The sequence below is a fragment of the Amycolatopsis coloradensis genome (assembly GCF_001953865.1).
In the GTDB taxonomy this organism is placed as follows: Bacteria; Actinomycetota; Actinomycetes; order Mycobacteriales; family Pseudonocardiaceae; genus Amycolatopsis; species Amycolatopsis coloradensis.
The window spans coordinates 162,958-175,859 of the sequence record NZ_MQUQ01000007.1 but is presented as its reverse complement, the minus strand read 5'-3'; the positions used below and the strand labels follow the sequence as shown (position 1 = coordinate 175,859).

12 protein-coding genes are annotated in these 12,902 nt (G+C 66.8%); 7 read left to right on the top strand and 5 right to left on the bottom strand.

Going from position 1 to position 12,902, the window contains the following annotated elements:
* Nucleotides 1-421: 421 nt before the first annotated feature.
* Entirely contained in the window at nucleotides 422-691 is a 270-nt protein-coding gene (locus tag BS329_RS15930; RefSeq protein WP_076161473.1) for a hypothetical protein, read from the bottom strand.
* A gap of 1,203 nt (nucleotides 692-1,894) precedes the next feature.
* On the opposite strand from BS329_RS15930, the gene tgmA reads away from it, so the two are divergent.
* Genes tgmA through BS329_RS15910 form a run of 3 tightly spaced genes read left to right on the top strand, consistent with a single transcriptional unit; the run spans nucleotide 1,895 to nucleotide 4,430 of the window.
* The gene (gene tgmA / locus BS329_RS15920; protein WP_158075796.1) at nucleotides 1,895-2,251 is read left to right on the top strand and encodes a putative ATP-grasp-modified RiPP; all 357 of its coding nucleotides are present in this window, start codon (nucleotides 1,895-1,897) and stop codon (nucleotides 2,249-2,251) included.
* Nucleotides 2,248-3,207, top strand: coding sequence for an MvdC/MvdD family ATP grasp protein (locus tag BS329_RS15915; protein WP_076161467.1), 960 nt, complete (start codon nucleotides 2,248-2,250; stop codon nucleotides 3,205-3,207). The genes tgmA and BS329_RS15915 overlap by 4 nt, the downstream gene beginning before the upstream one ends.
* Nucleotides 3,204-4,430, top strand: coding sequence for a methyltransferase domain-containing protein (locus tag BS329_RS15910; RefSeq protein WP_076161465.1), 1,227 nt, complete (start codon nucleotides 3,204-3,206; stop codon nucleotides 4,428-4,430). The genes BS329_RS15915 and BS329_RS15910 overlap by 4 nt, the downstream gene beginning before the upstream one ends.
* A 128-nt stretch (nucleotides 4,431-4,558) precedes the next feature.
* Here BS329_RS15910 and BS329_RS43385 read toward each other — a convergent pair whose 3' ends face one another.
* The 3 genes from BS329_RS43385 to BS329_RS42585 form a co-directional block, all read right to left on the bottom strand.
* Entirely contained in the window at nucleotides 4,559-5,191 is a 633-nt protein-coding gene (locus tag BS329_RS43385) for a DUF3558 family protein (RefSeq protein ID WP_158075795.1), read from the bottom strand.
* On the bottom strand, nucleotides 5,188-5,325 hold the full coding sequence (locus BS329_RS43380) for a hypothetical protein (RefSeq protein ID WP_158075794.1): 138 nt from the start codon (nucleotides 5,323-5,325) through the stop codon (nucleotides 5,188-5,190). The genes BS329_RS43385 and BS329_RS43380 overlap by 4 nt, the downstream gene beginning before the upstream one ends.
* Nucleotides 5,326-5,457: 132 nt before the next feature.
* Nucleotides 5,458-5,817: a hypothetical protein gene (locus tag BS329_RS42585; protein WP_076161463.1), complete on the bottom strand. Its 360-nt coding sequence runs from the start codon at nucleotides 5,815-5,817 to the stop codon at nucleotides 5,458-5,460.
* Between the two features lie 1,282 nt (nucleotides 5,818-7,099).
* Here BS329_RS42585 and BS329_RS15895 point away from each other — a divergent pair.
* A complete protein-coding gene (locus BS329_RS15895) occupies nucleotides 7,100-8,485 on the top strand; it encodes an NsdA family TPR-like regulatory protein (protein WP_143253067.1) in 1,386 nt (461 codons plus the stop codon).
* Here the strand turns inward: BS329_RS15895 and BS329_RS15890 are convergent.
* Nucleotides 8,482-9,147 carry an HAD family hydrolase gene (locus BS329_RS15890; RefSeq protein ID WP_076161459.1) on the bottom strand — a complete coding sequence of 222 codons (666 nt, stop codon included), beginning with the start codon at nucleotides 9,145-9,147 and terminating at the stop codon, nucleotides 8,482-8,484. The two genes, BS329_RS15895 and BS329_RS15890, sit on opposite strands and share 4 nt — an antisense overlap.
* A 330-nt stretch (nucleotides 9,148-9,477) precedes the next feature.
* On the opposite strand from BS329_RS15890, the gene BS329_RS15885 reads away from it, so the two are divergent.
* The 3 genes from BS329_RS15885 (at nucleotide 9,478) to BS329_RS15875 (ending at nucleotide 12,885) form a co-directional block, all read left to right on the top strand.
* On the top strand, nucleotides 9,478-10,701 hold the full coding sequence (locus tag BS329_RS15885; RefSeq protein WP_076161491.1) for a helix-turn-helix domain-containing protein: 1,224 nt from the start codon (nucleotides 9,478-9,480) through the stop codon (nucleotides 10,699-10,701).
* A gap of 533 nt (nucleotides 10,702-11,234) precedes the next feature.
* Nucleotides 11,235-12,140: an SAM-dependent methyltransferase gene (locus BS329_RS15880; protein ID WP_076161457.1), complete on the top strand. Its 906-nt coding sequence runs from the start codon at nucleotides 11,235-11,237 to the stop codon at nucleotides 12,138-12,140.
* A 109-nt stretch (nucleotides 12,141-12,249) separates the two neighbouring features.
* Complete coding sequence (locus BS329_RS15875; protein ID WP_076161455.1) at nucleotides 12,250-12,885, top strand: hypothetical protein; 636 nt, start codon at nucleotides 12,250-12,252, stop codon at nucleotides 12,883-12,885.
* Nucleotides 12,886-12,902: the final 17 nt, after the last annotated feature.

Genomic DNA, 12,902 nt, shown 5'->3' with positions numbered 1-12,902 from the left:
AACGAGATCGTAGTCGGTTCCGCCGTTGGTGAAGATCCGTACCAGGACATGCGCGGGCACATCGCCTGGATCGGGTATGGCCCCGCCATTGGCGGGGAACCAGGTCACCTGCACGGTGCAGCCGGCTTGCTGCCACTGCGCGGGATCGGCAGGGTCACGAACACGATCGTGCACCGCACAGACCTTACGCCCGCATCCGCGATCACGGGCGCCGTGGGCCGCGCTCGACGATCCCCTGCTGCCCCGGCGATGTCGCCGACCTCTACGGGCGGGATCCGGCACGTCCTGCCAGGCACCGACCCCGACGGCTGGAGATCCTGAACCTGGGCTCACCCCGCCGGTGGTGGCGCGCTCGACGCTGCTGATCTCGCTGTGCTGTNNGCTCTTGCGTAACCCGCTACTGCCGGACAGGCCCGGGGTTCTACGTCGTGCTCCGGGACAGGTCCTGGTGGGCGCGCTGTGGCCGGTTCATCACCCGGATCACGCTGGCAAGCAGCTGGAGAACGAACACCACGAGCACACCGAACACGACGTGAGGAAGTACGTGTGTCAATCCGCGGAAAAGGTGCCGGACTTCGTCGCGGGTGGCGCCACCAATGAGGAGAATCTCGATCGCCAGCCAGACACTGAGCCCGGGAAGCGCGAGCACGGCGCCGCCGTAGCCGAGGGTCAGCCCGAGCTCGCGCAGCACCGTACGCGGCCGTAGTTCCCGCAAACAGGTGACACGCGGCCACGGCGAGCTTCACGGCGGTCATCGATCGCCGTCAGCGTGAGACCGACGGCCGCGATGACCATCCCCAGCACAGTCGCGACTTTGACGCTGATGAACGGGTAACTCACGTGACTGGATCCGATGGGCAGGCCACCCACGCGGGCGCGACCAGGACTGCCGCAACACGGTCGCCGAGACCTTCTGTTTTTCTCCCCATACTCCGACCCTACCGTCCATACTGACTGACCAGCTCTGTCGCCGTCGGTCGCGTGGCGGCCCGCCCGCACCAGCCGGGGTATCCGGGGGCTCGGGGTCATCACGTGTTCAGGCGCCAGGGTCGCTCCGTACACGGAACAGTACAACGGATCATTCCGGCGGCGCCCACACACGCACGGCGAGAACGAACAAGACACCAGCCCAGCGACGGCGGCCAAGATCCGCACGTGGGCACGGCGATCGTCAGTCCTGCCGGGTCAGGCGGGGCCGGGCTGGCCGGGTACCTCGCCTCGTCGACGACGAGCGCGTTCTCCCCGGTGGCCCGCTGCCCGGCGTTGAGCACGAGATCGAACTGCAGCAGGCACGCGGAAATCCGCTGCGGGTCGTCGCTTCCCGCAACCTCGATCAACCAGCTGATCAGGATCGCCGCAACCCGCCGGAATGTCAGATTTCCCTGAAGCGGCACGGAGTTGTCGCGCTCGACTCGGTCCACTGCCATGCTCTCTGCCGTCCACAGGGCATGACGACACCCGAATCACCTGGCCGTTCTCCGCATCGTTCTTCCGCCTGGCTGGGATAGTTTCTGGATGAGTGCAGCGGAGGTTCCTGGGCGGAACGCCACCTGGTCGGGGCCAGCAAGCGCCCCCGGACACAGCACACCTGTCCGGGGGCGCCCGACTCCTCTCTCCCGCTCCCCCGCCACCGGCTCCACAGCCGCACAGGGGCGCCGCTATGGGGATCTGAGCGTCAGCCGCGACGTGCGGGCACACCTTCCAATCGAGTGACACTGAGCGATGCGCTATACGGCACTGACCACCTGCACCGATCCCGGAGCGCACCTGATCACGGCCACGGCACCACCTGCCGCGTACCCGGCTGGAGCTGGTCGACAACAACCGCGAAGGCTGTACGGCCAGGAGCGTCACGCCTACCCTCGGTAAGTATCAACGTCAGAGAGGAATGCGCATGCCGCTCGAGTCCATCGCCGCCGACGAGGAGTCACAGGACGGCTCGGTAACGGGGCCGCTGTCGACCATCGAGATCCGGCGCCGCGCCCGGTCTCCGAGGGCATCCAGCGCTACCTCGGCATCCTCGCCGGAGACACCAGAGCAACCGCTGGCACTCCGCGCACTGCGCCCGGCCCCGCGGCAGGATCTCCCCGACTACCTCTATGACCCGATCCGGCAAGTCGCGGTGGACGACTCTGGTCATCCGCTGACACCCAACCTCGCAAAGGAACACACCAGCCTCGAAGGGACACACACCGACGGCGACGGTGGCGACAACGAGACGTGGGCCTGGGAAGAGAACAACGAGGCATGACGGTTCTGGTGCTGGCCCGCGACTTCGACCCGACCGCCGATGCGGTGATCACGGCACTCACTGCGCAACACGTCCCCGTCTTCCGGACCGATCTGGCCGCGTTCCCCGCTCAGCTTCGTCTCGACGCTCGACTGCGGGACGGCACCTGGACTGGCAGGTTGTGGAACGACCATCATGAGGTCGCCCTTGAGGACATCAGGTCCATCTGGAACCGCAACCCCAGCACCTACCGGGCCGACAACACGCTCGCCCCCGATGTGCAGGACTTCTGCTATCGCGAGGCGAAGCTGGGATTCGGTGGGGTGCTGGCCGCACTCGACGTGCTGTGGGCAAACCACCCGAACCGATGCGCGGACGCGATTTTCAAGCCCTACCAATGGAGAATCGCCGCTGAGTGCGGGCTCACCGTCGCCGGCACCGCCATCACCAACGACCCTGACACCGCCCGCCGGTTCATCAGCACCGCACCGGGCGACACGATCACCAAAGCACTCGGGCCCACCGGCATCGTGCGTGATGGACAGGCCACCACCGGGGGCACCCGGCGCCTGAACGAGAAGGACCTCGCCACGCTGGACGGCGTCGCCCGCACCGCGACCACGTTGCAGCCGTTCGTCCCGAAAGCCTTCGAGGTCCGCCTGACCGTGATCGGTGACGAGATGTTCCCCGTGGCCATCCATGCCCACAGCGAGACCGCCCGCATCGACTACCGCATGGATCCGGACAGCCTCAGCTACGAACTGCTGGACATGCCCGGCACCCTCGGGCAAGCGGTCGCCCGCTACATGAAACGGACCGAGCTGGCCTACGCCGCATTCGACTTCGTCGTGACCCCGGACGGAGAATTTGTCATGCTGGAAGCGAACACCGGACCGCAGATGGGCTGGATCGAGGCCGCGACCGGCGCCCCGATCACCGAGGCGATGGCCACCCTGCTCGCGAAAGGCACGCCATGACGACCTCGACCACCAGCATCGGCCTGGACACCGTCCCGGACTGGCAGGACCGCAGCGCCGCGCTCGCCGACGACCTGGTCGCCGCCGGGAAACTCTCCTCGCCGCAGTGGCGCGCCGCGGTCGAGGATGTTCCCCGGCACGTGTTCGTCCCCCGCTTCTACCTCCACCGCGAGGGCCGGATGGTCGCCCTCGCCGCAGACGACCCCGGCACGCGCCAGGAGTGGGCCGACACCGTCTACACCAACACCGCCCTGGTGACCCTCGTCGACCACGACAAGAACAACGGACCGGTATACCTGTCCTCCAGCTCCACCCCGGGCCTGATGACCCGCATGCTGGAAGCGCTCGACATCCACGACGGGCACACCGTGCTGGAAATCGGCACCGGCACCGGCCTCAACGCCGCCTGGCTAACCCACCGCCTCGGCGAGAAGCACGTGTACTCCATCGACATCGAACCCGACCTCGTCGACACCGCCCGTGCCCGGCTCGCCCAGCTCGGCTACCGGCCGACCCTCGTCACCGGTGACGGATCCGCCGGACTGCCCGAGCACGCTCCCTTCCACCGGATCATCGCGACCTGCTCCGTGCCGTCCATCCCCTGGTCCTGGGTCGAGCAGACGCGCATCGGCGGCCGCATCCTCGTTGACGTCCGGGCCGGAACCAACGCGGGCAACCTCGTCCACCTCACCCGCACCGCGCAAGACCGCGCCGACGGTAATTTCGATGCCACCGGCGCGACCTTCATGGGCCTGCGCCACAACCCCGGCGCGGACAGTCGCATCCCCTACACGCGGACCAGCGCAGACCTTCCCGCCACCACCTCCACCACAACCCGCGACCCGCGGACACCGTGGACCCAGCCAGTCGTGTGGTTCCTCACCGCGATGCGCCTCGGCAGCAGCTACCGCATCGGGTACGCCGGCGACCCTCAGAACGGACCCCGCGCGGTCACCATCACCACTCCCGACGGCTCTCGGGCCGAAATCGCCCTCGCCACAGACGATCACGGCCACCACACCGTCCGTGAAACCGGACCCGTCCGGCTATGGCAGCACGTCGAACACGCCCACCAGATCTGGGACCAAGCTGGCCAGCCGCCCTGGCAGAGCCTCGGCCTGCTCGTCACGCCTGACACACAGACGATCTACGCCGACACCATCGACACACCTCTGGCAACGATCCCGTCGGCACAGCAAACCCAGAAGGGCAACCGCGCTTAGGCCAGCACGCAGATGCAGAAATCCCCTACGGCGCCGGGCGGGAGGCCCTCGTCGAGTAGACAGCCTCCGACGACCGGCCGACGCGGCTCCTGTGTCGCGCCACGCCTCATCTGGCGGCATCGTCGCCGTCACCGGCCGGCTCTCTTCCGCAACGTAGCGACGACCAGCTCAGCGGTCTGCCCTGTCAACGTGCACTGGTCACCGCTGCTGGCGGTGCGGGTGACCATCGAGACCTCCACCGCCACGTCGTCGGCCAGACCGACCACGACCGTGCAGTACCAGGGCTGATCTGGCTCTGGTGTCGTGGCGACCGCCGGGAACCCAGCTACCCGCAGCTCCCGCCACACCCACCCCTCGTCCGGGGACCGTGCCGGATACACCGCGCTCAACCCCTGGCGGTGCCTCGTCGCGAAGGCAACCCTGATGATCGTTCCGGTCGACCGGTTCTCCCACAGGCACGTCCGTCCCGGCGACTCCTCGCGGTCGATCTTCCCCATAACCTCGGCGCCCAGCACCTGCCGGACCTGCCCAGGCGTGAGAGCCGTCGTGCACGGCTCACCGGACACCACCGTGACCGGCAACGGATCGCGCACCGCCGGGGCCCCCGCATACGGCGGCACCCTGGTCGTGGCCCCGATCGTCCGGGTCGTCGTCGGCGACGGCACCGGCGGCTGCGGATAAGGGCCACACCCGCCCAGCATCACCGCGACCGCGGACAAGCACACTCCCCGCCACAGCACCCGCCGGGTCCGCGCGGTCATGCCGCCGCCTCGACGATGATGGTCCCGCTGACCAGCAGGTGGTCGTTCTTCTCCGCGCCTGTGCTGAGAAGCGGAAGTCCGTGGACCGCGTAGGTGCCGGGGTCGAAGTGGGCCGGGGAGCGCTGCGAAAGCATGATGCGGTCGATCCGCGGCGCGGTCCCGGGCTCGGTCGTCGTGACCGGGAAGTCCTTGGCGACCTGGCCCGCATCCCACCACCGCCCGTTTCAGGTTCGCTGTCACGACCCGGAGCCGCAGATTCGTGTCCGTCATGAGTGTTCTCCCCCGCTCACCTGTCGCCGCACCGCGACCGCTTCCCGTTCTTTCCTTGCCTCGACCGTGTTTCTGCGCAGCCATGACCACACCCTCGCCTCCGGCACACCCAGCAGAGCCGCGATATCGGCGACCGGGATCGCGTGCGCTCGCCACTCCAGAACGGCCCACAACCGATCCGGCGACCGCTCAAAACGGGGAATCCACCGCACGAACACCCCGCTGCCCTCGCCCGAACCGGACCAGTCAGGATCCGGCGGATCGTCGCCGTGTGCCTGGATGACCTGCTCACCGATCGTCAGCAATTCGTGGGTGGTCAGGGTGAGCTGGCGGATTGCCTCTTCGTAGATCGTCACCAGCCTCCGCAGGTCGGTGTTCTCGCGGCGAACTCGTTGCAGGGCCTCACTGTGAGCCCGGGGCGCGGAGGTTCGTCGCCGCACTGGCGTCGACCAGTGCGCGGTGAGTGGTGACGCCGGAGCCATCGCTGCGCTCACCGCGGGACAGGACATCAGAAGGGGAGTACGGCGGGTCATCCCACCGCCCCGCAGCTGGCACGGGAGACGATCCTGAATCTGAACAATGCCCGGCCGTCTCCATTCCTGGAGACCAGCGACCGCCCTCGCTCCGGGTCTGCGACGAGAGGGCCGCGATCGCGGCTACCACTCGCTCTCGGGAACGGAGATCCTCCGGAATTGTCAGGACACCGCGCTGCGCTACTACGTCGTTGTCGACGAGTACCTCGTGCGGGTGACGCTGGAGCCACACCGAGCAGGACTCGCACGCATCGAAACAGTTTCCCAGATCAGGAAAGTTGACCGGGCCGATCAACTGGGTCACATGCGCGAGGCCGTACCCCAGTACGGGAGTACACACCGGATGAACCAGGTAGTAACCCCGGCGAGCCAGATCCACCGCCAGATAGGCGTGACGACGACCATCACCGCTATAGACGCGCAGCACCACCCTTTGCCGGACCCCTGCGGTCGCCCCAGTGGGGTTTGCCCCGGCTGGGGGCTCACGGTCAGGATTCAGGCCCAGCAACGGCGTAGCGCTCCTCCCAGGCGATCGCAGGGCGAATAGTGGTGTGCTCGAATGGCGCGGCGGTCCGTGCACGTCTTGTCACCGAACTGACGCTAAGAGGCATCGAGTAGGGCGATGGGTACGATTCCTACCTTCACTCGATCGGTCTAAGCAATCAGGTCGACTCGTCTGCAGAATTCCGGGCCTCGGGCCAACTGCTCACGCGGGAGAGCACGGGTGCCGCGACGATTCCGCCCCGGGAGGGCACGAACTTCCGCAGCCACGTCCTCGGGCGACCTGCTCCAGAGTAGGATTCGCTTGCTCCAGTGAGGATCGGCGGAAAGCAGCGCTGCACGCGGGCACCAGGTGCAGGGGAGGAAGTCGAATGTGGATCCAAGTGGCCGGTTGGCCTCGCGGGTCCGTAAGCACGCTGCAACGACCTGGCAGAGTCTCCGAATCGATTGACGGCTGACTGCCTATATCCAGTCCATCGCGTCGACAACGCCACGGTAGTTTGGTCGAAGCGAGGATTCTGTTACAAGATTCGATGAACGGCGGGCTGGGCACCCGCCGAGCGGAATGCGAAAGAGATGTTCTGCCCGGGGCGGGAGGGCCACAGTGACGGGAACGCGGGACGGTAGGAAGAACACGCGTCTGCAGTGGCACCGGGCGAATCGCGGATGGAGTCGCAGCGAACTCGCCCGCCAGGTGACTCGCAGTATCGCGGTCGAGCAGGATAAGGATTTCGTGCCCAGCCCCGAGGTCACCGAGGACATGGTCAAGGCGTGGGAGACCCGGCACGGTACCGACAAGGCCTACGCCAAACACCTCTGCTTGCTTTTCGAGCGCACCGCGCAGGAACTCGGCCTGCTGACCGACGCAGAGTTGGCCTTGGAGCCACCGCCTGCCCAGCATCCGGGCTCTGAACGTCGATCTGGCATGGTGGATCGCAGGGTGAGTTTCGAAGTTCAGGAGGTCGTGACCGTAATGCGGGGTAGGCCGGAGGCAGGGTGGGGAGCGGCGCTCCAGGCAGCACGCGTGCCCGTGAAGCCTGAGCACAAGGAAGCGTTGGAGAGTTGCCACAGCCGCCGCGCCAGCGCAGACCCGAAAGCGGTCCAGGCCTATATCGAGATCGTCGCGGCTCAGCGCAGCCTGTACTGGTCCACAGCTCCCACACTGCTGCTCGGCGCCGCGCGAGCTCACCTCGACCTGGGAACCACCCTGCTGGCCTCCGATCCCGCCGACAGGCCGGAGTTGGCCAGCGCTGTCGCCGAGTGCGCATTGCTGGTCGCGCGACTGGCGTTCTTCGACCTCGAGGGGCACGACGAGCTGGCCCTGGAGGCTTTCAGTGTGGCCGAGGCGGGGGTGACGCGAGCCCAGGACCACTCCCTGGCCGTCGCTGTGGCGGCGCATCAAGCGTTCGTACCCGGGTTCGATCGCCGATTGGCCGATGCGCGCCCATTCCTCGTGTCGGCGGAACGTCAGTGGCGTAACTCCGGTCAGAATCCGCTGGTCAGGGCGTGGGTGCACTGTGTCTATGCCGAGGTCTGTGCCCGCGGCGACCACATCTCCGAGAGCCAACATCACCTCACCCGAGCACAGGAGTTTCTCGCTAAGTCCGACGGGGCGGCACCGCTGTGGCTGGACTTCTTCGACAGCACACGATTCGCCGGATTCGCCGGTAGCACCGCACTCCTGGCCGGTGAATTCGACGCGGCCATCGACTGGTTGCAGCAGTCACTGGACGGTCTCGGCACCGACGACGGCAAGCAGCGCGCGGTGCTCCTGCTCGACCTCGCCGCCGCCCACGCGGCCGATTCGCCGGAACATGCGGTCGACCTGGCCATTCAGGCCTGCGAGATCCTGGAGCGAGACTACTACCAGGCAGCTGTCGATCGAATCCCGACGGTACGTGCGTCACTCTCCACCGCGCCGGCCGCAACCCGGCTGTACGATCGTGCTTACCACCTTCTGCACATCCAGGGACCCGTGAACCGGATTTAGGATCGGCTGGCGTTGTAGGCCTGGATCCGGTCCGGCAGTTCAGCGAGCGAGTCGAGCGCGAACACGCATCCCTTCTCCACGGGCGAATCCGGGTCCCGAAGCACGTGGCCCCAGATCCCTCGCCGGATGACCGCGGTCTTCATCCCTACGTCCTGGGCCGGGGCGACATCATTGTCGAGACGGTCACCCACATACAGAATCTCCCCGGCCGGAACCCCCGCTTCAGCGATAACGCGCTCGAAGAACGCGGTAGAGGGCTTCTCCACACCCCACGTATCCGACGTTCCCAGGATGTCGTGCGGCAGGCCCAGGCCGCGCAGAAGGCCTTCGGCGCGGGCAGTCTGGTTCCCGGAGATACCCACTACCAGGCCGAGATCACGCAGGCGAGACAGGCACGGCCGAACATCCGGATAGAGGTCATCCTCGCCGAACCATTCCGGCTGGCCGGCCGCCGCACGCTTCTCCCGCTCCTCAGCCAGATCGAACCCCGGCTTGAAAACTTGAAACGTCTCACGATAGTCACGCCCAGTCGCGACGATCGAACCGAAGACGCCGGAGAAGGTATGCCGGGACACGCCGAGCCAATCCGCCCACGTCCCATACTCGCGGGCCTCGTCGACCAGTACCTCACCCACATCGAAGAACACCGTACTGATCCGCATCGCCGGGCTGCACCTTCCCGTCTCGTGCCCGCCACGGGCACGCTCGACATCCTGCCGAGTCAGGATACGGATCTTCCTCCCTGGCCACCGCCCAGCGGCATAGACGACGACCAGGACCTCACACGGCTATCCGGCCGGGGACGGGGTGTTCGACGCGATCAGCTGATGGAGCCCAGCATGAATGAGCGAACTTGCGAGGCCGCGGATCGCGGCGGGCTCTGCTGTTCGCGCAGCCGCCAGTAGACTGATGCTGTACCTCCTCGCAGAGGATCGCCCCGGGTAGCTCCCGGGGCACGCGACGAGGTCGACTCTGCGAACGGGGTGGTCGTGATGATCGATTTTCCTGCTGACGCGCCCATCGGTGCGCGCATCCGGTACTACCGTGACAAGCGCGGCATGTCCCGTCCGGTCCTGGGTGGGCTCGTCGGGAAGTCCGCCGAGTGGGTCAAATCAGTCGAAACCGGGAAGCAGCACGCGCCCCGGTTGGACACTCTGCTGCGAGTTGCCCAAGCCCTCGACATCCCTGATCTCGCCATGCTGACGGGAAACGGGCACGCCGTCCCGGTGTCGGTGTTCGCCGGACCGCGGCATTCCGCATTGTCGGAGGTCCGCGCCGCGTTGACGGAATACCGCGTAGCGCTGCGGCCTGAACCGGTGTCGGTGTCACACTTGGCCGCGCGCTTGCGAGCTGCGTGGCTGGTGCGCCACTCGTCTTCGGATCATCGAACGCAACTCGGTTCGCTGCTGCCGGGCTTGATCCGCGATGCACAGGTCGCGGTCCGTATGCTGCTAGGAGAGGAACGGCGTGCCGCTCGTCGGGTCCTGGCAGGGGTGTATCAGCTGGCCGACTTCTATGTTGCGTACCAACCCGCTCCCGAACTCGTCTGGCTTGTAGCGGATCGCGCTGTCGCAGAAGCACAAGAAGCGGACGATCCATACCTGATCGCGGGCGGCGTATGGGCGATGGTGCAGGCGATGCGCGATGACAGCCGGTGGGGTGAGGCAATCGACCTCGCGACCGGAGCACGGGACGCCCTCGCGCGGCATCTCGACGGAGCCCCACCCGACTGGCACGGTATGGTCGGCGCGCTCAATGCCGAGATTGCCTACGTCTACGCACGTCGGGGGCGGCATGGGCAAGCGTGGGCGCACTGGGAGAAGGCCGACGAGGTTTCGCGGAAGCTGGGCCCGGATTACCGGCACGTGCAAAGCAGTTTCTCCCAGAGCGTGATGTCCGCGCACGCTGTAACCCTGGCGGTAGAGCTGCGCCGCACTGGTGAGGCCCTTCGAGCGGCGAATGGTTTCGATCCGGTCGCTATCCCCTCCCTTGCCCGGCGTGGTCGGCACTTGATCGAAGTCGCCCGGGCGCATTCGCTCACGGGTGACCGCAGCTCAGTACTGACGCTGCTCGATCGCTCCCAGCATGTCGCGTCGGAGACGATCAGCTACAACGGGTTTGCACGGGACATGCTGCGCGACCTTCAGAAGAACCCGCCTACCGGGCGTTCGGCCGAAGTCCGGGAGTTGTGCCTTCGAGTCGGCGTGGCTGCTTAGACCGATCGGGTGAGGGTAGGAATCGTACCCATCGCCCTCCTTGATGACTCTTAGCTTATCTCCGTGACAAGACGGGGATGGTGCAGTCAACGTGTATCGCACTTGGCAAATCCGAATAAAGCGCTTGTTGACGAGGTCGTCGGCCTTACCAAGGACCGAGACGGCGATCCGCATCGCGCCACCGGTATCGGTGACGCGCCGAGCGCGGCTCTGATCGAGTCCACTGCCGCCACATTGGCGACGTCCATGGACGAGTCCACCACGGACCTCGAGTGTTGTCAGGGCGTCCGTGATTGTCGCGCTCACCCCCCTCTTGCCCCCCTTAGCCCCCCCCTGTGCCCCCTGATAATTCGGCGCGGGCGATGGTCAACTACTGCCGTGTCACAGTCAGGTGAGAATGCCGGCCCATTGCCGACCTCGCGCCCGTCACCAAAGTCCCGGACGCAGTGGAGCAACCCCTCATGTTCGCGGCAGTGCACGGCCGGTAGTCGTGGTGAGAAGTTCCAGCGCTGGGGGGCCGTCCTGTGCCTGTGATGGTGAGAACGGCCGCGACCTACCGCGGCGTCTACGACGCTCTGGGCGAACGCAAGGACTGCTCCACCGAAGACCGCCACGTTGCTGATCAGCTCGCGGATGTTCTTCCCGGAGGGGCTGCCGGGGCAAAAGCGCTCTCCGGCCTGCTTCGAGGTTTCGTGAAGCGAGCCGGTCGCATGATGATCGACGCGGAGGTGGATCAGTTCCTGGAGTGCGGGGTGGACCTGTCGCTGCGGGAACCACTCCACGATTTTCTGCAGCGCTGCTCCGGACCGAGTCGCGACACACCGCGGGTGATCTACCTGGACGACGATCCAGCCGCTACCGCCCACGCGCGCACCAGTATCGGGGCCGGGAATTCTTCTACCCGCGCGGCCCTGGTCGACCATCGCGACCCGCTTTCCGCCATGACAGCGCCAGTCGATGGGAACAGGGAGCCAGATTCCGGGAAGGAGACTGTCCGCGACTGCCTGAAGAGTGAATGGCCGATCGGGCTGATCCATTGTGGACTGCTGCCGCACCTTGGCGACCGCTCGGCGCCCGCGATGATGGCGGATCTCCTGCGGCGCTGGGATGTGCTGCTTCCTCAGGGGTCGTTCATCGCGTTGTCTCATTTCTGTGTTCCCCCATCGAACCCGCCGTTGGCCGCGGTGGCCGCGAAGGTGGAAGAGATCTTCACTGAGAGTGCGCTGGGCGCCGGTGTGTTCCTGACACCGGAGCAGTTCGCCGATCTGTTCCGCGGTCACGCGCTGGTCCAGCCGGCACCGGGTCACCTCCGGGAAGTCGTTCCCGTGGACCGGTTCTGGCCGGACGGTCCTGCACTGGACCGGCATTCGGCTGCGGTCGCGCCCGTGCTCTGGGGCGGTGTCGCCAGAAAAGGAGCGCCGTTCGGGTTGCTCGGATAGCCATCGTTCTTCGTCGCCAAGGAGGCCCGACGGCCTTCCACTCAAGGGGAGATTCGTGCGCAATCAATTGGTTTCCGAGGTGGCGAGGCGGTATGAGGGGCCTACGTCGTTGACGATCCTGGTGCGGCTGGCCTGCGAGGACCGGGACACGCGGTCGGGCTGGAGTCACCGGCGCAGATCCCGGCAGGCGGTCGCTGTCGCGCTGCTGGCCGACCTCGAGCGGGCGGGTGCCGTGGCGGTGATCGACAGTCACCTGCATCTCGTGGACGCCGATACCGTGGCCGCCCGGCTCGCGTCCCGCCACGCGCCCGCCGTGGTGCATGCCCTCACCGCGGCGCGACCGCTCACCCTGGCAGGCTCGATCGCTGCCATGGAAGGTCCTGCCGACAGGGTGTCGTGGGATCTGCTGATCCGCGATGGGGACGCCCGCGATCGGCGCCGTCCGGGCTGTGAACTCACCAACACCAGCGCTACGCACTGGTGGCGGATGATCCTGGCCACCGCGCCCCGCAACACCAGGTTGTGGCCGGTCGCGGTCGCGCTGTGGGCGATCCTCGCGGAAGCCGGGCTGCACGAAGGCCTGTGCGAGGACGTGCAGAAGGCCTACCGCGACACCATGCCGCCCGGCGTGGTCCTGGAGCTGCTGCTTCCCCTGCATCGGTCCTGGGCCCGTGTGCTCCCCCGGCGGCATGCTCGCGCCACACCCCGTCCCCTCCCGTTCGCCGCGGCCCGCCGACGGCGCTGACACCCACTGGAGAACAG